The organism is Streptococcus australis ATCC 700641 (assembly GCF_000186465.1).
Lineage (GTDB): Bacteria > Bacillota > Bacilli > Lactobacillales > Streptococcaceae > Streptococcus > Streptococcus australis.
Genome location: NZ_GL636091.1, coordinates 33,730 through 55,940, shown reverse-complemented (window position 1 = coordinate 55,940; position 22,211 = coordinate 33,730). Strand labels below are relative to the sequence as shown.

Sequence of the window (22,211 nt, the reverse complement as noted above, 5' to 3'; positions counted from 1 at the left end):
AAACAAAAGCGTGTGCTATACTTAATCCATAAGTGAATACAAGGTGAGTGTTAGTAAGTTAGATTACGCATGATCACAGATGAATCGGGGAGAGACCTCTCTGATCTCATTTGTGGTCATTTTTTATACCCTTAACCTTAAATAAACTAGCAAGGAGAGTACCATGTATCGGATTTTAAATCCACTCAATCACAATGTTGCTCTGGTGAGGAATGACAAAGGGGAAGAACTGATTGTCATTGGAAAAGGAATCGTTTTTGGCAAAAAGAAGGGCGACCTAGTCCCTAAAGAAAAGGTAGAAAAGCTCTTTCGGATGAAAACAGAGGAATCCCGAGAGAACTTTATGACCCTGCTAAAAAATGTTCCATTAGACTTCATCACAGTGACCTACGAGATGATTGATTACTTGAGCAAAAAGTATCACTACCCCGTTCAAGAATATATCTATGTGACCTTGACAGACCACATGTTTTGCTCTTACCAGGCAGTGACTCAAGGCAGGTATAAGGAAAGTAATCTTTTGGATATCTCAGAGAACTATCCAGTGGCTTTTAAGATTGCCAAAGAGGCAGTAGACATCTATCGGGAGAAGCTCACAACTAGCTTCCCTGAAGATGAGGTCACTCGCATCGCCTATCATTTCATCAATGCAGAAGGTGAAAATGGAGCGGAGGTCGTGGATTCCATGGACCAGCGCAAAGAAATCTTAAAAGGTGTGGAAGAGGTTTTGGATAGTTATTCAATCAAACGAACCGAGACCAACAACAACTTTTATGATCGTTTCATGATTCATCTTAACTACTTCTTGGATTACCTGGATCGCAATCGGGATGACAATCAATCGCTTCTAGATATGGAGGAACATATCAAAAGCTCCTATCCCAAAGCCTTTGAGATTGGTTCCAAGATTTATGATGTGATTTCTAGGGAGACCGGGGTTGACTTATACAAGAGTGAACGGGTCTATCTGGTCTTGCACATTCAACGATTATTGTAACAACTTTTAAAAATTAAGAAATTCAAATTGGAGGAATTAGTCATGACCAAAGAAGAAATGACACTATTAGGTTTTGAGATCGTTGCGTATGCAGGGGATGCTCGTTCTAAACTCTTGGAGGCCCTCAAGGTGGCTGAGAAGGGTGACTTCGCTCAAGCGGAAAGCTTGGTAGAAGAAGCAGGAAGCTGTATCGCAGAGGCTCACAAGTCTCAAACAACTATGCTAGCGCAAGAAGCAGCAGGAGAAGACCTCCCCTACAGCATTACCATGATGCATGGACAGGACCACTTAATGACAACGATCCTATTAAAAGATGTGATTCATCATCTCATTGAACTATACAAAAGAGGAGCTAAATAATGCATAAATTAATTGAATTAATTGAGAAAGGAAAACCTTTCTTCGAGAAGATTTCTCGTAATAAATATTTGCGTGCGATTCGTGATGGATTTATCGCGGGGATGCCTGTGATCTTATTCTCGTCTATCTTTATATTGATTGCTTACGTCCCAAATGCATGGGGCTTCCATTGGTCAAAAGAAATTGAAAACTTCTTAATGACACCTTATAGCTATTCGATGGGAATTCTGGCTTTCTTCGTAGGTGGAACCACAGCCAAAGCTTTGACAGATTCTGTCAATCGTGATTTACCTGCAACAAACCAGATCAACTTCTTGTCAACCATGTTGGCATCTATGGTTGGATTCCTTTTAATGGCAGCTGAACCAGCGAAAGAAGGAGGTTTTCTGACTGCCTTCATGGGAACAAAAGGTCTTTTGACAGCCTTTATTGCAGCCTTCGTTACCGTTAATGTTTACAAAGTCTGTGTGAAAAATAATGTTACTATTCGCATGCCAGACGAAGTTCCACCAAATATCTCTCAAGTATTTAAAGACTTGATCCCATTCACTGTATCTGTCGTTCTCCTTTATGGACTTGAACTGATTGTGAAGGGTAGTCTTGGTGTAACAGTAGCTGAATCTATTGGTACTCTTCTTGCGCCTCTATTCTCAGCAGCAGACGGTTATGTTGGTATTACGATTATTTTCGGTGCCTTTGCATTCTTCTGGTTTATTGGTATTCACGGCCCATCTATCGTTGAGCCTGCGATTGCAGCGATTACTTATGCAAATGCCGAAGTCAACTTAAACCTTCTTCAACAAGGTATGCACGCTGATAAGATCCTTACATCTGGTACACAAATGTTTATCGTCACTATGGGTGGTACTGGTGCAACTCTTGTTGTTCCGTTCATGTTTATGTGGTTATGTAAATCAAAACGAAATCGTGCTATTGGACGTGCTTCAGTAGTTCCTACATTCTTCGGTGTAAACGAACCAATCTTGTTTGGTGCACCGCTTGTTTTGAACCCAATCTTCTTTATCCCATTCATCTTTGCACCAATTGCAAACGTATGGATCTTTAAGTTCTTTATTGAAACACTTGGCATGAACTCATTTACTGCCAACCTTCCATGGACTACACCAGGACCTCTTGGTATTGTTCTTGGTACAAACTTCCAGTTCTTATCATTCGCTCTTGCAGCATTGTTAATTGTAGTAGATACTGCTATCTACTATCCATTCCTCAAGGTTTATGATGAACAAATTCTTGAAGAAGAACGTTCAGGTAAAGCTAATGATGAATTAAAAGAAAAAGTAGCTGCAAACTTTAACACTGCAAAAGCAGATGCTATTCTTGCAAAAGCTGGAGTAGAACAAGCACAAAATACAATTACTGAAGAAACAAACGTCCTCGTTCTTTGTGCGGGTGGTGGAACAAGTGGTCTTCTTGCCAATGCTTTGAATAAAGCCGCAGAAGAGTATAAAGTTCCAGTTAAAGCTGCAGCAGGTGGCTATGGAGCCCACCGTGAAATGTTGCCAGAATTTGACCTTGTTATCTTGGCGCCTCAGGTTGCTTCCAACTTCGAAGATATGAAGGCTGAAACAGATAAACTAGGCATCAAATTGGCGAAGATAGAAGGTGCTCAATACATTAAGTTGACTCGTGATGGTAAAGGCGCTCTTGCCTTTGTTCAGGCGCAATTCGATTAACGATAGGGACTGTGAAACAGTCTCCTATCGTAACGGAAATCGCTATGGCGATTTTCCTAATCGCCTTGTTAATTCGTCGGTAAAAATATATCGTTTTTACCTCCTCATGTCACAATTCGGTGGCTTGGAACAAGAAGTGAGATGGAGATGGATGGCTCACTAACTCCTCTCCCCTCACTTTTCATTTTATCCAATCAAGAAATAGGTGAAAAAATGACAAAAACACTTCCTAAAGATTTTATTTTTGGTGGGGCAACGGCTGCCTATCAAGCAGAAGGAGCTACGCATACAGATGGTAAAGGTCCTGTTGCCTGGGACAAATACTTAGCTGATAACTATTGGTATACAGCAGAACCAGCTAGTGATTTTTACCATAAATATCCAGTAGACTTACAGTTGGCGGAAGAATATGGCGTAAACGGAATTCGTATTTCTATTGCTTGGTCACGTATTTTCCCAACTGGTTATGGTGAAGTCAATCCAAAAGGGGTAGAATTCTATCATAAGTTATTTGCAGAATGTCATAAACGTCATGTAGAACCATTCGTAACTCTTCACCACTTTGATACTCCGGAAGCTCTTCACTCAAACGGAGACTTCTTGAATCGTGAAAATATCGAACACTTCGTAGATTATGCTGCATTCTGTTTCGAAGAATTTCCAGAAGTCAACTACTGGACAACCTTCAATGAAATTGGCCCAATCGGTGATGGTCAATACTTAGTCGGTAAATTCCCACCAGGCATTCAGTATGATCTTGCCAAAGTGTTCCAATCACACCACAATATGATGGTTTCTCATGCGCGTGCTGTGAAATTGTACAAAGACAAAGGATATACAGGTGAAATCGGGGTTGTTCACGCCCTTCCAACTAAGTATCCATTGGATCCTAAAAATCCTGCAGACGTTCGGGCGGCTGAATTGGAAGATATCATCCATAACAAGTTTATTCTAGATGCTACTTACCTTGGACACTACTCAGATGCAACCATGGAAGGTGTAAACCACATCTTATCCGTCAATGGTGGTGAGTTGGATCTTCGAGACGAAGACTTTGTGGCACTTGAAGCAGCTAAAGACCTGAATGACTTCCTTGGAATTAACTACTACATGAGTGATTGGATGGAAGCATTTGATGGTGAAACTGAAATCATCCACAACGGTAAAGGGGAAAAAGGAAGCTCTAAGTACCAAATTAAAGGTGTTGGTCGTCGTGTAGCTCCTGACTATGTACCTCGCACTGACTGGGACTGGATTATCTATCCTCAAGGATTGTATGACCAAATCATGCGTGTGAAGAAAGATTATCCAAACTATAAGAAAATCTATATCACAGAAAACGGTCTTGGATATAAAGACGAGTTTGTGGATAACACTGTTTACGATGATGGTCGTATTGATTACGTGAAGCAACATTTGGAAGTTATTTCAGATGCGATTGCAGATGGTGCAGTTGTGAAAGGATACTTCATCTGGTCATTAATGGACGTTTTCTCATGGTCAAATGGTTACGAAAAACGTTATGGTCTCTTTTATGTGGACTTTGAAACCCAAGAGCGCTATCCGAAGAAATCGGCTCATTGGTACAAGAAAGTAGCAGAAAGCCAAGTAATTGAATAAAGAAATAAACATGTAAGAAGGCTTATCCGTAAGGGTAGGTCTTTTTTGGTGTCTTAAGGAAACTATTTAACAGAATTTTTGATTAAAAGTTTCATTTTAAGAGAGAAATCTCTAATTTCATAATCAATAAGCAAACGCTTGCATTCCTTTTTTTATTAGATTATAATAGGTTGGTATAAAGCCCTCTGTAATAATATTGAAAAAGTGTAGAAAGTAAGGATTTAGAATATTTGTAGTCAAAAATACAATGTTGCTTCTTACGATAGGGAGATAGATATGGCAATGATAGAAGTGCAACATCTTCAGAAAAATTTTGTGAAGACAGTTAAGGAGCCGGGGTTAAAGGGAGCCTTGCGCTCCTTTGTTCATCCTGAAAAGCAGACTTTTGAAGCGGTCAAGGATTTAACTTTTGAAGTTCCAAAAGGGCAGATTTTAGGATTTATCGGGGCAAATGGTGCTGGAAAGTCGACAACCATCAAAATGCTGACAGGGATTTTGAAACCGACATCTGGTTTTTGTCGGATTAACGGCAAGATTCCACAGGACAATCGCCAAGATTATGTCAAGGATATTGGAGTCGTTTTCGGACAACGCACCCAGCTATGGTGGGATTTGGCACTGCAAGAGACCTACACAGTTTTGAAAGAGATCTATGATGTACCGGACTCGCTTTTTCATAAGCGCATGGACTTTTTGAATGAAGTTTTGGATTTGAAGGAATTTATCAAGGATCCTGTGCGGACTCTTTCACTAGGTCAACGGATGCGGGCGGATATTGCGGCTTCCTTGCTTCACAATCCCAAAGTTCTCTTTTTAGATGAGCCGACTATTGGTTTGGATGTGTCGGTCAAGGATAACATTCGACGTGCTATCACCCAGATCAATCAGGAGGAAGAGACAACTATTCTCTTGACTACTCATGATTTGAGTGATATTGAGCAACTCTGTGATCGGATTTTTATGATTGACAAGGGACAAGAGATTTTTGATGGAACGGTTAGCCAGCTCAAGGAGACCTTTGGCAAGATGAAGACTCTTTCCTTTGAACTGACGCCAGGTCAAAGTCACCTCCTTTCTCACTATGAAGGCTTACCTGATATGTCCATTGATAGACAAGGAAATACTCTCAATATTGAATTCGATAGTTCCCGCTACCAGTCAGCCGATATTATCAAGCAAACCCTGTCTGATTTTGAAGTCCGTGATTTGAAGATGGTAGATACGGATATTGAAGATATTATCCGTCGCTTCTATCGAAAGGAGCTCTAAGATGGTCAAATTGTGGAGACGTTATAAACCCTTTATCAATGCAGGGATTCAGGAGTTGATTAGCTATCGAGTCAACTTTATTCTCTATCGGATTGGTGATGTCATGGGGGCTTTTGTCGCTTTCTATCTCTGGAAGGCTGTCTTTGACTCCTCCCAGGAGCCTTTGATTCAGGGCTTCAGTATGGCGGATATCACCCTCTACATCATCATGAGTTTTGTGACCAATCTTTTGACCAGGTCTGATAGCTCCTTTACGATTGGTGATGAGGTAAAAGATGGCTCTATTATCATGCGCTTGCTGAGACCAGTCCATTTTTCGACCTCTTATCTTTTCACCGAGCTTGGTTCCAAGTGGTTGATTTTTATCTCTGTTGGACTGCCATTTTTAAGTGTCATTGTTTTGATGAAAATCTTATCTGGTCAAGGGATTGTAGAAGTGCTGGGATTAACTGTCCTTTATCTCTTTAGCTTGACTCTGGCTTATCTGATTAACTTTTTCTTTAATATCTGTTTTGGTTTTTCAGCCTTTGTGTTTAAAAATTTATGGGGTTCCAATCTACTCAAGACTTCAATAGTGGCCTTTATGTCTGGCAGTTTGATTCCCTTGACGTTTTTTCCAAAGGTGGTTTCAGATATTCTCTCCTTATTGCCATTTTCATCCTTGATTTACACTCCGGTTATGATCATTGTTGGGAAATACGATGCCAGTCAGATTCTTCAAGCACTTTTGCTTCAGCTTTTCTGGCTTATAGTGATGGTGGGCTTGTCTCAGTTGATTTGGAAACGAGTCCAGTCATTTATCACCATTCAGGGAGGTTAGGATGAAAAAATATCAACGCATGCATCTGATTTTTATTAGACAATACATCAAGCAAATCATGGAATACAAAGTTGATTTTGTGGTTGGTGTGTTGGGAGTCTTTCTGACTCAAGGCCTAAACCTCTTGTTTCTCAATGTACTCTTTCAACACATCCCCTCGCTAGAAGGTTGGACCTTTCAAGAGATTGCCTTTATCTATGGATTTTCCTTAATTCCAAAGGGATTAGATCACCTCTTTTTTGACAATCTCTGGGCTTTAGGTCAACGACTAGTTCGAAAAGGGGAGTTTGACAAGTATCTGACTCGTCCTATCAATCCCCTCTTTCATATTTTGGTAGAGACCTTTCAGATTGATGCCTTGGGTGAACTTTTGGTCGGTGGAATCTTACTAACGACAACGGCGACTAGCATTGCTTGGACTCTTCCCAAATTCCTGATTTTTCTAGTTTGTATTCCTTTTGCGACCTTGATTTATACTTCCTTGAAAATTGCAACAGCCAGCATCGCTTTTTGGACCAAGCAGTCAGGTGCCATGATTTACATTTTTTATATGTTTAATGATTTTGCCAAGTACCCGATTTCCATTTACAATTCGCTCCTTCGTTGGTTAATTAGCTTTATTGTGCCTTTCGCCTTTACGGCCTACTATCCTGCCAGCTATTTCTTGCAGGACAAGGATGTCTTCTTTAATATTGGTGGTTTGATTCTGATTTCTCTTATCTTTTTTTGCATCTCTCTGAAACTTTGGGACAGGGGGTTAGATGCCTACGAAAGTGCAGGTTCGTAAGAGCTAAAGTAAGACTAAAATCAAGAAAAGGAACTTATGATGCTTGTTATTAAAGAAGTTAAGGATGAAGAGCAAAAAATGGCAGTTGTCGCTGAGGTTTTAAAGGATTTGCCAGAATGGTTTGGAATACCAGAAAGCACGCAAGCCTACATCGAAGGAGCCAAGGACTTGAAGGTGTGGACCGCCTTTTAGGAGAGTAATTTGCTTGGCTTTGTAAGCTTGTCCTATTCTAGTGAAGATTGTGCAGAAATTGATTGTCTCGGTGTAAAAAAAGCTCATCAAGGTAGAGGAATTGGGAGTCAATTGCTTGCTACTTTAGAGAGTGAAGCTGGCAAAAATGTTGATTTTTTGCAGGTGAAAACAGTGGCAGAAGGCTCTAATAAAGATTATGACCGAACCAATGTCTTTTATCGCAGTCTTGGCTTTAAAAAACTAGAGATTTTTCCGCAACTGTGGGGGCCTCAAAATCCTTGTCAGATTTTGATTAAAAAGATGAATTAAGAATCCCTTGACATCCTTCCTTATAGTGCTATACTATAAGGGTAATCGCCGATTTAGCTCAGTTGGTAGAGCAACGCACTCGTAACGCGTAGGTCACAGGTTCGATCCCTGCAATCGGCATCAAATGATACAAGAAAAAGCCTATTGTGATAGGCTTTTTTTGATGTTGAATCACTTTTTGTACCAAAATTTGTACCAAATTATTATAAAAGTTTTCGGATGTTTTCAAACTCATCGTTAATATTCTCTTGTAATGTATAATCGAGTCTTAGCTAATATGGGAATGACTTTATCAATATTCTAGAGCTATTTTAGAAATGCTCAAAACTATCTTTCCAGAAAATACTTATTTTTCGGAAAGTTAGTTATTAATATTTATCAATTATAAAAATAGCATGTTTTAAGGGACTGACCCCAAAAAGTGAGAATTTAATAAAAAGACTTGACATAATTCGTTTACAATGGTAAACTTATTTTAAACATATTCGTTTACATCTGTAGACGACTAGGGAGGAAGGAGAATGAGCACAATAGAATTTAATACTTATATCACAGATGCAGAATGGGAAGTCATGCGTGTAGTTTGGGCAAATGATCGAGTAACTAGTAAAAAAGTCATTTCCGTATTGCAAGAAAAAATGGACTGGACACAATCCACTATCAAAACGATCTTAGGTCGATTAGTTGGAAAAGGCGTACTAAATACAGAGCATGAAGGTAGAAAGTTTATTTACACTGCCAATATTGAAGAGACAGAAGCCGTAAGGGATTATGCAGAAGATATTTTTAACCGTATTTGCAATAAGAAAGTCGGAAATGTAATAGGAAGCATCATTGAAGATCATGTTTTAAGCTTCGATGATATAGATCGACTAGAAAAAATATTAGAGATGAAAAAATCTTTCGCAGTAGAAGAAGTGGATTGCAATTGTCCAGAAGGACAATGCGAATGTCATTTACATCATCATTAAGCATAAGGAGGAATTTAAAATGAATAATGACAACATGGATAAGTTAAAACACGAGCATGGAATCACAGATGAACATGGATACCATAAGGATCAACATCAAGTACATCATGCTGGGCATGATCACTGCGGGCACAGTGGGAATGACCACAGCGGGCACAGTGGACATAATCACAGCGGGCACAGTGGACATAATCACAGCGGGCACAGTGGACATAATCACAGCGGGCACAGTGGACATGATCACAGCGGACACAGTGGGCATGCCCACCATCATCACGGAAGCTTTAAGGAACTTTTCTTAAAGTCATTGCCACTAGGAATCATTATTATGCTCTTAGTCCCTTTGCATGGATTTGAACTACCATTCCAGTTTACTTTTCCATATTCTGATATTGTAGTAGCTATTTTATCTACTATATTAATTATTTATGGTGGACGTCCATTCTATCAAGGTGCAGTTGACGAATTTAAACAAAAAGAACCTGGAATGATGTCACTCGTTTCTTTAGGTTTAAGTGTTTCATATTTATACAGTATTTATGCTGTGATCATTACCTACGTAACGGGTGAACACGTGATGGACTTTTTCTTTGAATTTGCTTCATTACTATTAATCATGCTATTAGGTCACTGGATTGAGATGAAAGCTATTGGAGAAGCAGGAGACGCACAAGCAGAATTGGCTAAGTTAGTGCCGAAAGATGCTCACGTTGTATTAGAAGACGATTCAATTGAAACACGTCCAGTTGCTGACTTAAAGGTAGGTGATTTAATTCGTGTTCAAGCCGGAGAAAATGTGCCAGCAGACGGGATTATCGAGCGTGGCGAATCACGTTTAAATGAAGCTCTTTTGACTGGAGAATCAAAAGCAGTTAAAAAAGGCCCTGGCGATGAAGTAATCGGGGGCTCAACAAATGGAGAAGGGGTTCTTTATATTAAAGTGAATGAGACAGGTGATCAATCCTTCATCTCTCAAGTTCAGAATTTAATTAGCCAAGCTCAAAGTCAGCCTTCCAGAGCAGAAAATATTGCTCAAAAGGTTGCAGGGTGGCTCTTCTATATTGCTGTTATTGTCTCGCTAATTGCTTTTGTAGTGTGGATGATTATTGGAGATATCCCAACGGCAGTTATATTTACTATTACTACATTAGTTATTGCTTGTCCGCACGCATTGGGTCTGGCTATTCCATTGGTAACCGCCCGTAGCACAAGCTTAGGAGCTAGCCGTGGCTTACTAGTAAAAGACCGCCAAGCCTTAGAAATAGCTCAAGATGCAGATGTGATGATTTTAGATAAAACGGGTACTTTAACAACTGGTGAATTTAAAGTATTAGATGTAAAACTTCTTAATGACAAATATACAAAAGAGGAAATCATTGCCTTATTGGCAGGTATTGAAGGAGGATCTAGCCACCCAATTGCTCAATCAATTGTAAGTTTCGCCGAGCAGCAAAATATACGTCCAGCATCTTTTGATTCGATTGATGTGATTTCCGGTTCTGGAGTAGAGGGTAAAGCAGGTGGGCACCGTTACCAATTAATTAGTCAAAAAGCCTATGGACGTAATCTTGATATGGCTATTCCAAAAGGAGCAACTCTTAGTATCTTAGTAGAAAACGATGATGCCATTGGTGCTGTAGCTTTAGGGGACGAATTAAAACCAACGAGTAAAGAGTTAATTAAAGCTCTTAAAAAGAACAATATTCAACCAATTATGGCAACAGGTGATAATGAAAAAGCGGCTCAAGGCGCGGCAGTAGATTTAGGGATTGAATATAGATCAAATCAATCTCCACAAGACAAATATGAGTTAGTTAAAACACTTAAAGATGAAGGAAAGAAAGTTATCATGGTAGGTGATGGTGTAAATGATGCTCCTTCTCTTGCCTTAGCAGATGTTGGTATAGCTATAGGTGCTGGAACTCAAGTTGCATTGGATTCAGCTGATGTCATATTGACTCAATCCGATCCAGGAGATATTGAATCATTCATTGAATTAGCACACAAAACAACTCGTAAAATGAAACAAAACCTATTTTGGGGAGCTGGTTATAACTTTATAGCTATCCCTCTAGCTGCAGGAATTTTGGCTCCTATTGGTATCACATTAAGCCCTGCATTAGGAGCAATCCTAATGTCTGTGTCAACAGTCATCGTCGCCATTAATGCGATGTTGTTAAGTTTAGATCCAAAAAATAACGGTTAACAGATTGAATGATTGAAACTCCTTAAAGTATCAAGATACAATAGTTTTACAGGAGAAAAAGAGATGTAAGTACTGGCTCTTTGTAAAATCGTGTTGGTAGAAGTAGACGATTTTTCTACCAACACGATTTTTAATTTATTATAGAACTGATTTCTTTTAAAATCCTAAAAGCCACCTATTTCGACAGTTTTATAGCTTGTTATTCTATTTTCTTGACAATAATACCACCGTCTCCAACTTGGAGGTGTTTTTATTTAATTCTCATTTACGGGGGTCAGTGCCAATTAAAATTGCGTATTTTTTATTTAAAATGTATTAGAATTAAATTCATATAAAATATGCACGAAAAATAAATCAAAATTAAAAAGTACAAATTAATGAAGTGATTATTGATAAAAATAGTTAATAATTGGTTAAACAAAATATATAACTCGTTTATAAATTTATAGAAATGAACCATTATAAATCTCCTCTTAAATATTGAAAAAACCTTTGGCAGTGGACATACTTTAAGACTATATATTTCTGAAACTAGTTTCACAATACAAATATTGACATGCAATTATTAATTGGTGGATTTTAAGTTGACATCTACAAAGTTTAATGTTAGAATACATTCAAAAATATATTTGAATGAGGTGTTTTATGATTCAAAATATTGTTACTTCAATAATCCTGTATTCTGGGACAGCCGTAGACTTACTTATTATCCTAATGTTATTTTTTGCCAAAAGAAAAAGCAGAAAGGACATCATTAACATCTATTTAGGACAATTTCTAGGCTCTGTTAGTCTAATATTCCTAAGTTTGCTTTTTGCATTTGTCTTAAATTATATTCCTAGTAAAGAGATTTTAGGTTTACTCGGTTTGATTCCAATTTTCCTAGGCCTCAAAGTTTTGCTTTTAGGAGATTCTGATGGAGAAGCTATTGCAAAAGATGGTTTGCGAAAAGACAATAAAAACCTGATTTTTCTAGTCGCTATGATTACTTTTGCAAGTTGTGGCGCTGACAATATTGGTGTCTTTGTCCCATATTTTACCACCTTAAATTTAGCGAATTTGATAGTGACTTTACTTACTTTTCTAGTCATGATTTATCTCTTGGTTTTTTCTGCCCAAAAATTAGCACAAGTCCCTTCTGTTGGGGAAACTTTGGAAAAATATAGCAGATGGTTTATTGCCGTTGTCTATTTAGGATTGGGGATGTATATCCTGATTGAAAACAACAGCTTTGACATGCTATGGGCTGTGTTAGGCTAGGAGAAAAAATTATGAAAAAAGATAGTATCTGTCAAGTGGATGTTATAAATCAACAAAATGTTACAACCGCAACGAACTACCTTGAAAAGGAAAAAGTCCAAAAATCACTTCGCATTTTATCAAAATTTACCGATAATAAACAGATAAATATCATCTTTTATCTCCTTGCCGTCGAAGAACTCTGTGTCTGCGATATAGCCTGTTTATTAAATCTCAGTATGGCATCTGCCTCCCACCATCTTCGTAAACTAGCCAATCAAAACATCTTGGGCACTAGAAGAGAGGGGAAAATTATATATTATTTTATAAAAGATGAGGAAATCAGAGATTTTTTTAATCAACTAGGATAACAACTATTTTTACTACTTTTCCATGATTATAGGGAGATTATATATGAAATTTTTTGATGAAAATTACTCACAAGAAATACCTACTCGTATCAAATGTTTAAGAAAAAAGTATAATTTAAAGCAAAGCGACCTAGGTAATGCAGGTCAAGTTAGCCAAGTTGAAAAGGGAGAAATTTGAAAGAATTTGTATCTTTTATTTTTTGTTTCATTTATGCCCTATGCTACTGGAATAGTTAGTAGTCATTTCATGAATCATACGGCACAGCTCTTTTATGGACTGATTGTTATTGTTTCAACGGTAGCAAACTGGTTTTTACATAAAGTAATTGATAAACCCAATATAGATCAGAAAGAATTACTTGAAGCTACCGCACAATATAGGAAGTTATTGATACCTGACCTAATAATTAAAGGAGTGGGATTGATTCTATCCTTAATTCTCTATCCTCCGATTATGATGTATAGTGTTTTAATTGCGGCATTTTACATCATAACTTTAAAAACACTATCCGAAAAAAGAGTGAATAACTAAAAAACGGTGACCAAAGTTAGGTGTATTATTTTAATGCTTAGAGACCTAAACTATTCCCCTATTTTAAAAATATTGATTCAGATTTTATGAAATTAATCAGTAGATATCGTTCTGAAAAGCCTTGATAATACGCTGTTTTTAGTCCAACTGAAACCCATACTTTCCAAACCAGGTCTTAAGAAAGCTCGTAAAGCATCACAATTATCAAAACGTTAATCAACACGCTTATATCAACGTTTACAGACATTTAAGAAATTTCTCTTGGATGTCTTTTTTTGTCTAGCTAAATTTTACAAATTGGGCAATTTAGGTTACTCAATAATATAAAAAAGATAAAAATTTAAAGTTCGAATTTTAATTTTAAAAAAGTAATTATTATTGAGTATCTGTTCAAACATTTTTTCTTTTCTAAGGTTAATATAAGTATATATACTTTAAAAAAGGAAGTCAAACATCTTGCTCATAGATTTTTGCATTTTTAAAAAATACATTTTGTCATATAATAATGTGGAAAATTGACGGATTCCTTACATAATCATATAATATGAATATGTAAACCCTTACATACTATTCTACTTATACTTGATAAAATGCAAGTTCTTGAGGATCTATAAATATATAGACACTCTTCTATTTATAAAGTGAAATAAAGAATCACGGAGAAAGTTTATGGATATTAAAGAGACATTCAACCAGCTAGACAATACAAAATTTAATGATTTCAATAATCGCCTTGAAGGTTTTGAGAAACTTTTTAAAGACAAATATTATTTTACCCATCCCGAAGATTTTAGCTCAATCTTTAGCATTTTGGTAAAGTATGGAAAAAGTACAAGTAAATATATTTTATCGAAAGGAGAGATATATGAGTGAAATAGTTATTAATGCTCAGAATTTATCTAAAAATTTTTATAATTTTGATTCAAGACTCCCATTTATCAAGAGATTTTTGAAACGTAATCAAATAACGATTCGAGCTGTTCAAGATATTAGTTTTACGATTAAGAGAGGGAGTATAGTTGGCTTTATTGGGAGTAATGGAGCTGGTAAATCCACAACGATTAAAATGTTGACTGGGACTCTTTATCCTAGTTCCGGAAAATTAGAAGTGAATGGAGAAATTCCATTTAAAAGAAGTATAAATTTTAGAAAAAAAATTTCAATAGTAGTAGGAAATAAATTACAGTTATTTCAAGATGTTTCGGCTATGGATTATTTTCAATTGATTGGTACTTTATATGAGGTAGAACCGGCGATTTTACAAGAACGAATTCAGGAATTAAGCAATTTGTTGAATGTAAAAGATCAGCTTTACCAGCAGGTCCGGACCCTCTCTCTTGGACAAAAAATGAAAATGGAGTTTATCGCGGCATCTTTAACAAGTCCGGAAATATTATTTTTAGACGAGCCTACTATAGGGTTAGATATACAGTCTAAAAAAGATATCAGAACATTTTTAAAGAAAATGAATGAAGAATGTCATACTACTATTATTTTAACGAGTCATGATATGGATGATATTTCGTCTGTTTGTGACGAATTAATCGTCATTGACAAAGGAAAAATTATTTTGCAGGAGTCAATGGATGTTATTTTATCTAAATTTTCTGATTTTAAATATTTAAAGATAAAAATGACATTAGATTTGGTACCAGAGTTATGCTCTGTTAAAGGAGTAGTAGTCATTTCTCAAACAAAATCGGAATGTATACTAAAAATACCTAGAGATTTTGTCTTTGAGACATTAGAATCAATCAATAAGCTTGTAGATATAGAAGATTTTGAAATATCAAATCTTTCTTTAGAAGAAATTATTTTACAAAACTATTTTACAAAAAAGGAGCACAATTGAAAAAAGAAATGTCTATTATTCTGATATCATTTCGATCTATTTTGAACTATAAATCAAGTGTACTATTGTTAATGTTACAGGCAAGTATACAAATTATGATATCAGTATTTTTATGGACGTATATATATCAGAGTAACCAGATAAATATAGCAGGATATGATTTTACCTCAATGGTTCAATACTATTTGGGGACTATAATTTTTTCATATTTTGTTTTTTATCCAGTTGATTGGGAAATCAATGACGATGTTCATTCAGGAAATTTTTTTAGCATATTAATAAAACCTGTTACTTTTTATAAGTATTATTTTTGTAAAATGCTTGGAGATAGGCTTGCTCATTTATTATTTATCATCATTCCTGTCATTTTATTCTCCAGTGTTTATTACAAGAATGAGTTATTAACCATTGAAATTCTTATTTTAGGAAGTATTGCAATTATTCTATCTATGGTTCTATGGTTTTTAATATCATGTTGTGTAGGTATGCTTTCTTTTTGGTTAGAAAATATATTTTTTGTCCTTACTGTTAAAGAAATAGTAATTCAGTTTTTATCAGGAATATTATTGCCTTTAAGTTTTTTTTCAAATAATTTTCGTCTGTTTTTAGATGTATTACCTTTTAAATACTTAGTATATGAACCGCTTCAGATGTTTAGTAATGATACATATAAATTAATAGACTATTTGAGAATTATTTGTATTCAATTGATTTGGTGCATCATTTTTTATATTATATCAAGATTCATATTGAGAAAAGGAGTGGAGCACTTCTCAAATGTGGGAGGATAAAATGTTTAGAATAAAAGTAATTTTTAGGCTACTTCATTTTGGTTTTAAATCTGATATGAATTTTCATTTTGACTTCTTTTGTGGTCTATTTTCGTCGATACTGTGGATTGGTTTACCTATTGTATTTTTTAGATTGATTTTCTTAAACATAGACTCTTTTAATGGTTGGGACTATTATCAAATTTTATTTTTGGTAGGTTCCTACACTATTGTAGATGGAGTTATGATGGGATTGTTAATTAGAAGTATGGGAATTTTAGAATCAGATATTTTGAGTGGTAACTTGGATCAAATTTTATTGAGGCCGTTTGATACTCAGTTGTTCTATATTTTTAGATCATTTAATTTAGTTCAATTCGTGAATACTTTTTTTGGTCTTGCGATCATTTTTATAAGTTATGGAAATTTAAATGTACATTTAAATTCATTAAAAATATTATTTTATATCCTTTCTTTAATGTGTGGTTGTATTATATATTATTCAATTTGGTTTCTAATAACGATTAGTTCATTTTGGTTCCCAACTAAATTTTCAAAAGTAGATGTATTTTTGAATTATATTGGAATTTCTAAGTATCCATATAATATTTTTACAGGTATTAACAGATTGATCACTATGTTATTTGTTCCCAATTTATTAATTGCCAATCCTGCAGTATTAATATTTTTAGGGAAAGATACATTGAACCTATTTTTCTATCAAATAGTTTTTACAGTTTTTTTGATTATTATCAGTCGTACAATTTTTAGAAAAGGATTGAAAAAATATGAAAGTGCAGGAAGATAAACAATGTTGTTCAGTTATATGTTTGACTAAAGGAAGTGATTCGCTGTACTTTGTTTTGTGGTCATTGAAACATCAGATAATTATAAACTATAATTTAAAGAATAGTATTATTAACTTATAGGTGCTAAGAAAAAATTTAAAGAAATTCCCTCATTCAATCAAACTTATTCATATTTTTTAAAATAAGAAAATAGTTGGATTTTGATGATGGTTGATATAAAGCTAAACTGAAAGTACCTGAAATCCAACTGTGTCAAACCAGGTTTTACGAAAAGTTTTATTTGTACCAAAAATGACAAAGCATCCAAAACCTTTTCTCCATCTCTACGGTAATTCATTGACCTTCCGTTATCCTCGAATATTGTCTTCTAACGCCTAGGAATGAACGGAGATTTGACCAGATAGTCCGATAATTTGACCACTTATCTAAATTTCCTTGTCACTCTTGCCTCTGTTTGCTATAGTAGTATTATCAAAAGAAGCTAGTCTTCTGATAACATTACAAAAAGAGGTAGTATCATGAAAAAATTAATTGGTTTTGGATTTATCCTTGCAGCTCTCGCCGTCATCACCTTTAGTATCATTGGTTATCCAAAAATAGATGCCAATCTTTGGCCCTTGGTTCCAGTCGTCTTGTTTGCTTTCTTTACTCTTGAAAATGCACTCAAGAAAGACTACAAGTCCAGTTTGATTTGTGCAGTGATTGGCTTTATCATTGCCAATGCCATCTATGATCTTCTTCCGATTTCAAATGGGGTTGTGATTACTGCGGGGGTCTTAGCTTGTCTTGGTTTAGGTTTTCTTTTTCCAGACGCACCAAAAGAAAAATAATGCTTCCGCTTTTATTCGCTCTAGGGACTTGGCATGAAGAGATTTCTTCAGACCAAGTCCTTTTTAGCTGTCTGAAATAACCACTTAGTGGCTGAAAATAACCACTTACTGAAAAGGACTTGTAAGATTTTGAACAGCTGTTATAATGTTACTAACAAAGGTTAAGAAAGGAGTCCTATGAAAGTTCGCATCGAATTAGATACGCAGATGGATGAGCCAGAAATGATCATTCGGGCTCCTCGATTGACGGAGGATGTCGCCCGCTTGCAACAGTTGATCTTGGAGCAAAAAATGACACCCTTGACCTTTTACAAGGATCGCAGCGAATACTTTGTAGATGTGTCAAAAATTCTCTTCTTTGAGACAGATGGTGAAAAGATCTATGGTCATACCAGAGAAGAGGCCTATGAGGTTCGTCAAAAACTCTATGAGTTGGAAGAGATCTTGCCGGTTGCTTTCTGTCGTGTCTCCAAGTCGACCATTGTCAATACTAAGCAGATTTATTCCATCGAAAAATCTTTTTCGGGAACCAGTACAGTGAATTTTTATCAAACCCATAAACAGGTACACGTGTCCCGACACTATTATCAACTCTTAAAAGAACGGTTAAAGGAAATGAGGTAACAAGATGAAAAATAAATTAATTGGGATTTTCTTAATCCTCCTAGCGGCTCTAGTTCTCTTACAAGGCTATTTTGTAAAATGGGAAATCAGTATTTGGACGCTGGCTTGGGTTGTTTTGCTAGCAGTCCTTTCCCTCTCAAGTTTTTTGAAGCGGCACTTTGGCTGGGGCTTCCTATATGGGATCTTGGCCCTGTTCTCCCTTAATGGCCAATACCATTTTCTTCCGGTATCCAATTCGGTCGTCATCTTTTCTTCTATTTTAGCGGTGATTGGTCTCAATATTCTCTTTAAGCCCTCTAAAAAAGCAAAAACGACTTGGAATTTGTATTCAGCAGGATCGCATGGCCAAACTGCTGGCAATGACATCGATGTCTCCTTCTCTACAGTGACCAAGTATTTGAATGACCAGAATTTTACGGGCGGAAGTGCGGATGTGAGCTTAGGAGAAGCTTCTATCTATTTTGACAATTGCCGGATCGAAGGGCCGTCAGCTCAGTTTGCGGTGGATGTTTCCCTTGGAAGTTTGAGTCTCTATGTTCCAAGCGACTGGCGGGTTCATGTCAATGTAGAAAGTTCTCTGTCAGCTATCCAACACCAGGAAAATCCTAGCAATTTAACCAGCAAAGACTTTTACATCGTCGGAGAGGTCTCACTGGGGAACCTAGAAATCATCTATGTAGGTGAGAATTCCTTTTCATAAGCCGATCTAAGAAAAACTTATTCAAAGGTCTTGCCAAGAGAAAGTTTTTTTGGTAATATAGTACGGTATGTGGTGCTAGCACATCCGTAATATTAGATCTAATAGGAGGCAAAACAGAATGGCTAAAGTATGTTATTTTACTGGTCGTAAGACTGTATCAGGAAACAACCGTTCACACGCGATGAACCAAACCAAACGTGCCGTAAAACCAAACCTTCAAAAAGTAACTGTCCTTATCGATGGTAAACCTAAAAAAGTTTGGGCTTCAGCTCGTGCATTGAAATCTGGTAAAGTAGAACGCGTTTAATCAGAAATGAGGATCTCTCGGAGATCCTTTTCTTTTTTCTTCATTTTTTCTCTTTTTGGACATTTGTATCAACCGATAGGAGAAAGGTGTATCCCTTTTACACGCGCCCTCTTTTATGGTAAAATAGAATATAAAATACTTTTGAGGTAGAAATTATGACAGTAAAAATCAATACAAAAGATGGTCAAATTGAATTGACTGATGATGTCATCGCAACTGTTGTAGGCGGTGCAGCCACTGAAATTTTTGGAGTGGTTGGAATGGCTAGCAAAAACGCGATTAAAGATAATTTCCAAGCTCTCTTAGGTAAGGAAAACTACTCTAAGGGTGTCGTTGTGAAAACAGCGGAAGCAGGAAGTATTGCGGTTGATGTTTACACTGTTTTGAGCTATGGTACAAAAATTAGCGAAGTCTCAAAAAATATTCAAGAGCGTGTCAAATTCAGTCTAGAAAATCAACTTGGAATCACAACGGATACAGTCAACGTCTATATCCAAAACATTAAAATTGTGGGAGAATAATCGTGTCTAAAATTACAACTAGTTTATTTCAAGAAATGGTCCAAGCAGGGGCTACTCGCTTAAATAAACAAGCCGAGTATGTCAATTCATTGAACGTTTTTCCTGTACCAGACGGTGATACTGGAACCAATATGGGGATGACCATTGAAAATGGTGCAAAAGAAGTAGCCGATCGCTCTGCTTCAACTGTTGGAGAAGCAGCAAATATCTTTGCGAAAGGGCTTTTGATGGGAGCGCGTGGAAACTCAGGAGTGATTACGTCACAATTGTTCCGCGGATTTTCTCAAAGTGTCAAAGACAAGGATGAATTGGATGGTGCAGCTCTTGCGGCAGCCTTTCAAGCAGGGGTTGAAGTAGCCTATAAAGCGGTAATGAAGCCTGTAGAAGGAACCATCTTGACCGTTTCTCGTGGTGCTGCCATCGGTGCCAAGAAAAAAGCAGAATCTACCAATGATGCTGTCGAAGTCATGCGTGCGGCCCTTGAAGGAGCTAAGACAGCTCTTGCCAAAACACCAGATATGCTTCCTGTATTGAAGGAAGTTGGTGTAGTGGACTCTGGTGGTCAAGGTTTGGTCTTCATTTATGAAGGGTTCCTATCAGCTTTGACAGGAGAATTTATCGCTTCTGAAGAATTTGTGGCGACTCCAGCAACTATGTCAGAAATGATCAACGCAGAGCACCACAAGTCCGTAGCGGGCCATGTGGCAACCGAAGATATCACCTTTGGTTACTGTACAGAGATCATGGTCGCTTTGAAACAAGGCCCAACCTATGTCAAAGACTTTGACTACGACGAATTCCGTAACTATTTGAACAATCTTGGGGATTCTCTATTAGTGGTTAATGATGACGAAATCGTCAAAGTCCATGTCCATACTGAAGATCCAGGTCTTGTTATGCAAGAAGGATTGAAATATGGTAGCTTGGTCAAGGTAAAAGTCGACAACATGCGCAACCAGCACGAAGCACAAGTTGAAAAAGAAGAGCGTCAAGCGAAACCAGCTGAAGCAAAAGAATATGCTATTATTGCAGTCGTTGCGGGTGACGGATTAGCGGATATCTTCAAAGCGCAAGGTGTGGACTACATCATCTCTGGTGGTCAAACTATGAACCCATCAACAGAAGACTTTGTCAAAGCTGTTGAAGAGTTGAATGCGCGCAATATCATTATCTTGCCAAACAATAAAAACATCTTGATGGCTGCTCAATCTGCAGCAGAAGTCATTGAACAACCTGCAGCTGTTGTAGAGACCAAGACCATCCCTCAAGGATTGACCAGCCTTCTAGCATTTGATGAGAGCAAGTCTATCGAAGAAAACTACGAACGCATGAGCGCTTCATTGGAAGATGTTGTATCAGGTAGTGTGACGACAGCCGTTCGGGATACCACGATTGATGGTCTTGAAATCCATGAAAACGACAATCTTGGAATGGTCGATGGCAAAATCGTTGTTTCCAATCCAGATATGATGGAAACCTTGACTGCTACCTTTGACAAGATGTTGGACGAAGATAGTGAAATTGTGACTATCTATATCGGTGAAGATGGTCAAGAAGATCTAGCCAATGAGTTGGCTCAAAACTTGATGGCTAAATATGAAGATGTCGAAGTCGAAATTCATCAAGGAAATCAACCGGTTTACCCATATTTGTTTAGCGTCGAATAATCAAAAAATTTCAAAAATAGAAAGAAAAAGAGCCAAAAAAATGATTTTTTGGCTCTTTTTTTTGATAAAAAAAGTTTTATGAAAGCGATTAGATAGGTGTTTTTAGACAATTTTTGTTTGATATGTTATACTTTAGAAAAATAGAAATAGGAGAAAAAGCACATGAAAAAGGTAATCTGCTTTTTAGGAGCTTTGCTTTTTGTGATGACAGGTTGTGCTACTAAGTCCCAGTCCACAGAAACATCAAAAAGCTCAACCACTACTTCGATAGAAAAAAGTGAAACTGTTACAAGTGAGGCAAAGGAAGAAACCAAGGTTCTCACTGCTGAAATCAATGGTAATCAACATCGCTACACCATCACGACAAAAGGTGATAAGGTTCAAAAGTTGAAGTTAGATGTTTTATCGGCCCTGCCAGAAAAAATTGCTACTAACTCAGCTAATCTAAGTCCTGAAGAGATGACAAAAATTATTAATGAAGGCTTGCAGTCAGATTCAGAATACACGGCTTTGAAAGACATGGCTGGCTTCAGTATCGAATATAAGGTCACTCCAGAGAAAAAATTAGCCTCAACGGTCTCTGTTGATATGGAAACCATTGATTGGGACAAGGTTAAAGACCTATCTTACTTTAAAGATCTTGGTATCGGTGACCTAAAAGACATCAAGGCATCGACTGTTTTCACAGGATTAAAACTCCACGGTTTCAAAGAAGAAACGCCAGCACCATAGGTTCGGACTCTTGTCCGGCCTTTTTTATTTTC

General features: G+C 36.8%; 24 protein-coding genes, 1 tRNA gene and 1 pseudogene. All 26 read left to right on the top strand.

Annotated elements, in window-relative coordinates; genetic code table 11:
- Positions 1 to 163 precede the first annotated feature (163 nt).
- The 26 genes and pseudogenes from HMPREF9421_RS00285 (at position 164) to HMPREF9421_RS00165 (ending at position 22,179) form a co-directional block, all read left to right on the top strand.
- Positions 164 to 997, top strand: a complete 834-nt coding sequence (locus HMPREF9421_RS00285) for a PRD domain-containing protein (RefSeq protein ID WP_006595002.1) — start codon at positions 164 to 166, stop codon at positions 995 to 997.
- A 42-nt stretch (positions 998 to 1,039) separates the two neighbouring features.
- Entirely contained in the window at positions 1,040 to 1,357 is a 318-nt protein-coding gene (locus tag HMPREF9421_RS00280) for a PTS lactose/cellobiose transporter subunit IIA (protein WP_006595001.1), read from the top strand.
- Positions 1,357 to 3,051 carry a lactose-specific PTS transporter subunit EIIC gene (locus tag HMPREF9421_RS00275; RefSeq protein WP_006595000.1) on the top strand — a complete coding sequence of 565 codons (1,695 nt, stop codon included), beginning with the start codon at positions 1,357 to 1,359 and terminating at the stop codon, positions 3,049 to 3,051. The genes HMPREF9421_RS00280 and HMPREF9421_RS00275 overlap by 1 nt, the downstream gene beginning before the upstream one ends.
- Before the next feature lie 213 nt (positions 3,052 to 3,264).
- The gene (lacG, locus tag HMPREF9421_RS00270) at positions 3,265 to 4,671 is read left to right on the top strand and encodes a 6-phospho-beta-galactosidase (RefSeq protein ID WP_174263572.1); all 1,407 of its coding nucleotides are present in this window, start codon (positions 3,265 to 3,267) and stop codon (positions 4,669 to 4,671) included.
- Positions 4,672 to 4,947: 276 nt separating this feature from the next.
- Positions 4,948 to 5,940, top strand: a complete 993-nt coding sequence (locus HMPREF9421_RS00265; protein ID WP_006594998.1) for an ABC transporter ATP-binding protein — start codon at positions 4,948 to 4,950, stop codon at positions 5,938 to 5,940.
- A 1-nt stretch (position 5,941) separates the two neighbouring features.
- Positions 5,942 to 6,760 carry an ABC transporter permease gene (locus HMPREF9421_RS00260; protein WP_006594997.1) on the top strand — a complete coding sequence of 273 codons (819 nt, stop codon included), beginning with the start codon at positions 5,942 to 5,944 and terminating at the stop codon, positions 6,758 to 6,760.
- A gap of 1 nt (position 6,761) precedes the next feature.
- The gene (locus HMPREF9421_RS00255; RefSeq protein ID WP_006594996.1) at positions 6,762 to 7,547 is read left to right on the top strand and encodes an ABC transporter permease; all 786 of its coding nucleotides are present in this window, start codon (positions 6,762 to 6,764) and stop codon (positions 7,545 to 7,547) included.
- Between the two features lie 39 nt (positions 7,548 to 7,586).
- A pseudogene (locus tag HMPREF9421_RS11010) lies at positions 7,587 to 8,048 on the top strand (GNAT family N-acetyltransferase).
- A 47-nt stretch (positions 8,049 to 8,095) separates the two neighbouring features.
- A tRNA-Thr gene (locus HMPREF9421_RS00245) sits at positions 8,096 to 8,168 on the top strand.
- Positions 8,169 to 8,569: 401 nt separating this feature from the next.
- Positions 8,570 to 9,019 carry a CopY/TcrY family copper transport repressor gene (locus tag HMPREF9421_RS00240; protein WP_002908710.1) on the top strand — a complete coding sequence of 150 codons (450 nt, stop codon included), beginning with the start codon at positions 8,570 to 8,572 and terminating at the stop codon, positions 9,017 to 9,019.
- 19 nt (positions 9,020 to 9,038) lie between these two features.
- The gene (locus HMPREF9421_RS00235) at positions 9,039 to 11,225 is read left to right on the top strand and encodes a copper-translocating P-type ATPase (RefSeq protein WP_006594993.1); all 2,187 of its coding nucleotides are present in this window, start codon (positions 9,039 to 9,041) and stop codon (positions 11,223 to 11,225) included.
- A 645-nt stretch (positions 11,226 to 11,870) separates the two neighbouring features.
- Positions 11,871 to 12,485, top strand: coding sequence for a CadD family cadmium resistance transporter (locus HMPREF9421_RS00230; RefSeq protein ID WP_002911684.1), 615 nt, complete (start codon positions 11,871 to 11,873; stop codon positions 12,483 to 12,485).
- 11 nt (positions 12,486 to 12,496) lie between these two features.
- Positions 12,497 to 12,835, top strand: coding sequence for a Cd(II)/Zn(II)-sensing metalloregulatory transcriptional regulator CadX (gene cadX / locus HMPREF9421_RS00225; RefSeq protein WP_040802757.1), 339 nt, complete (start codon positions 12,497 to 12,499; stop codon positions 12,833 to 12,835).
- A gap of 43 nt (positions 12,836 to 12,878) precedes the next feature.
- Positions 12,879 to 13,013: a hypothetical protein gene (locus HMPREF9421_RS11080; RefSeq protein ID WP_264081591.1), complete on the top strand. Its 135-nt coding sequence runs from the start codon at positions 12,879 to 12,881 to the stop codon at positions 13,011 to 13,013.
- Between the two features lie 69 nt (positions 13,014 to 13,082).
- Positions 13,083 to 13,367, top strand: coding sequence for a hypothetical protein (locus HMPREF9421_RS00220; RefSeq protein WP_014334291.1), 285 nt, complete (start codon positions 13,083 to 13,085; stop codon positions 13,365 to 13,367).
- 669 nt (positions 13,368 to 14,036) lie between these two features.
- Positions 14,037 to 14,240, top strand: a complete 204-nt coding sequence (locus HMPREF9421_RS00215; RefSeq protein ID WP_003010127.1) for a hypothetical protein — start codon at positions 14,037 to 14,039, stop codon at positions 14,238 to 14,240.
- Entirely contained in the window at positions 14,233 to 15,219 is a 987-nt protein-coding gene (locus HMPREF9421_RS00210; RefSeq protein ID WP_003010129.1) for an ABC transporter ATP-binding protein, read from the top strand. Before HMPREF9421_RS00215 ends, HMPREF9421_RS00210 begins: the two co-directional genes overlap by 8 nt.
- Positions 15,216 to 16,010 carry an ABC transporter permease gene (locus HMPREF9421_RS00205; RefSeq protein WP_003013825.1) on the top strand — a complete coding sequence of 265 codons (795 nt, stop codon included), beginning with the start codon at positions 15,216 to 15,218 and terminating at the stop codon, positions 16,008 to 16,010. The genes HMPREF9421_RS00210 and HMPREF9421_RS00205 overlap by 4 nt, the downstream gene beginning before the upstream one ends.
- Position 16,011: 1 nt before the next feature.
- On the top strand, positions 16,012 to 16,797 hold the full coding sequence (locus tag HMPREF9421_RS00200) for an ABC transporter permease (protein ID WP_003013947.1): 786 nt from the start codon (positions 16,012 to 16,014) through the stop codon (positions 16,795 to 16,797).
- 519 nt (positions 16,798 to 17,316) lie between these two features.
- Positions 17,317 to 17,628: a hypothetical protein gene (locus HMPREF9421_RS00195; RefSeq protein WP_006594989.1), complete on the top strand. Its 312-nt coding sequence runs from the start codon at positions 17,317 to 17,319 to the stop codon at positions 17,626 to 17,628.
- Positions 17,629 to 17,805: 177 nt separating this feature from the next.
- Positions 17,806 to 18,252, top strand: a complete 447-nt coding sequence (locus tag HMPREF9421_RS00190; RefSeq protein WP_006594988.1) for a LytTR family DNA-binding domain-containing protein — start codon at positions 17,806 to 17,808, stop codon at positions 18,250 to 18,252.
- Between the two features lie 4 nt (positions 18,253 to 18,256).
- A complete protein-coding gene (locus tag HMPREF9421_RS00185) occupies positions 18,257 to 18,952 on the top strand; it encodes a LiaF transmembrane domain-containing protein (protein WP_006594987.1) in 696 nt (231 codons plus the stop codon).
- 118 nt (positions 18,953 to 19,070) lie between these two features.
- Positions 19,071 to 19,259, top strand: a complete 189-nt coding sequence (gene rpmB / locus HMPREF9421_RS00180; RefSeq protein ID WP_001140948.1) for a 50S ribosomal protein L28 — start codon at positions 19,071 to 19,073, stop codon at positions 19,257 to 19,259.
- A 155-nt stretch (positions 19,260 to 19,414) separates the two neighbouring features.
- Positions 19,415 to 19,780, top strand: a complete 366-nt coding sequence (locus tag HMPREF9421_RS00175; protein ID WP_006594986.1) for an Asp23/Gls24 family envelope stress response protein — start codon at positions 19,415 to 19,417, stop codon at positions 19,778 to 19,780.
- 2 nt (positions 19,781 to 19,782) lie between these two features.
- Positions 19,783 to 21,447, top strand: coding sequence for a DAK2 domain-containing protein (locus HMPREF9421_RS00170; protein ID WP_006594985.1), 1,665 nt, complete (start codon positions 19,783 to 19,785; stop codon positions 21,445 to 21,447).
- 162 nt (positions 21,448 to 21,609) lie between these two features.
- Positions 21,610 to 22,179 (top strand): SP0191 family lipoprotein, encoded by a 570-nt coding sequence (locus HMPREF9421_RS00165; RefSeq protein WP_006594984.1) that lies wholly within the window; start codon positions 21,610 to 21,612, stop codon positions 22,177 to 22,179.
- The last annotated feature ends 32 nt before the right edge of the window (positions 22,180 to 22,211 follow it).

Coding starts and splice junctions, on each gene's coding strand:
- HMPREF9421_RS00285 (WP_006595002.1), top strand. CDS start 164: ATGTATCGGATTTTAAATCCACTCAATCACAATGTTGCTCTGGTGAGG.
- HMPREF9421_RS00280 (WP_006595001.1), top strand. CDS start 1,040: ATGACCAAAGAAGAAATGACACTATTAGGTTTTGAGATCGTTGCGTAT.
- HMPREF9421_RS00275 (WP_006595000.1), top strand. CDS start 1,357: ATGCATAAATTAATTGAATTAATTGAGAAAGGAAAACCTTTCTTCGAG.
- lacG (WP_174263572.1), top strand. CDS start 3,265: ATGACAAAAACACTTCCTAAAGATTTTATTTTTGGTGGGGCAACGGCT.
- HMPREF9421_RS00265 (WP_006594998.1), top strand. CDS start 4,948: ATGGCAATGATAGAAGTGCAACATCTTCAGAAAAATTTTGTGAAGACA.
- HMPREF9421_RS00260 (WP_006594997.1), top strand. CDS start 5,942: ATGGTCAAATTGTGGAGACGTTATAAACCCTTTATCAATGCAGGGATT.
- HMPREF9421_RS00255 (WP_006594996.1), top strand. CDS start 6,762: ATGAAAAAATATCAACGCATGCATCTGATTTTTATTAGACAATACATC.
- HMPREF9421_RS00240 (WP_002908710.1), top strand. CDS start 8,570: ATGAGCACAATAGAATTTAATACTTATATCACAGATGCAGAATGGGAA.
- HMPREF9421_RS00235 (WP_006594993.1), top strand. CDS start 9,039: ATGAATAATGACAACATGGATAAGTTAAAACACGAGCATGGAATCACA.
- HMPREF9421_RS00230 (WP_002911684.1), top strand. CDS start 11,871: ATGATTCAAAATATTGTTACTTCAATAATCCTGTATTCTGGGACAGCC.
- cadX (WP_040802757.1), top strand. CDS start 12,497: ATGAAAAAAGATAGTATCTGTCAAGTGGATGTTATAAATCAACAAAAT.
- HMPREF9421_RS11080 (WP_264081591.1), top strand. CDS start 12,879: ATGAAATTTTTTGATGAAAATTACTCACAAGAAATACCTACTCGTATC.
- HMPREF9421_RS00220 (WP_014334291.1), top strand. CDS start 13,083: ATGAATCATACGGCACAGCTCTTTTATGGACTGATTGTTATTGTTTCA.
- HMPREF9421_RS00215 (WP_003010127.1), top strand. CDS start 14,037: ATGGATATTAAAGAGACATTCAACCAGCTAGACAATACAAAATTTAAT.
- HMPREF9421_RS00210 (WP_003010129.1), top strand. CDS start 14,233: ATGAGTGAAATAGTTATTAATGCTCAGAATTTATCTAAAAATTTTTAT.
- HMPREF9421_RS00200 (WP_003013947.1), top strand. CDS start 16,012: ATGTTTAGAATAAAAGTAATTTTTAGGCTACTTCATTTTGGTTTTAAA.
- HMPREF9421_RS00195 (WP_006594989.1), top strand. CDS start 17,317: ATGAAAAAATTAATTGGTTTTGGATTTATCCTTGCAGCTCTCGCCGTC.
- HMPREF9421_RS00190 (WP_006594988.1), top strand. CDS start 17,806: ATGAAAGTTCGCATCGAATTAGATACGCAGATGGATGAGCCAGAAATG.
- HMPREF9421_RS00185 (WP_006594987.1), top strand. CDS start 18,257: ATGAAAAATAAATTAATTGGGATTTTCTTAATCCTCCTAGCGGCTCTA.
- rpmB (WP_001140948.1), top strand. CDS start 19,071: ATGGCTAAAGTATGTTATTTTACTGGTCGTAAGACTGTATCAGGAAAC.
- HMPREF9421_RS00175 (WP_006594986.1), top strand. CDS start 19,415: ATGACAGTAAAAATCAATACAAAAGATGGTCAAATTGAATTGACTGAT.
- HMPREF9421_RS00165 (WP_006594984.1), top strand. CDS start 21,610: ATGAAAAAGGTAATCTGCTTTTTAGGAGCTTTGCTTTTTGTGATGACA.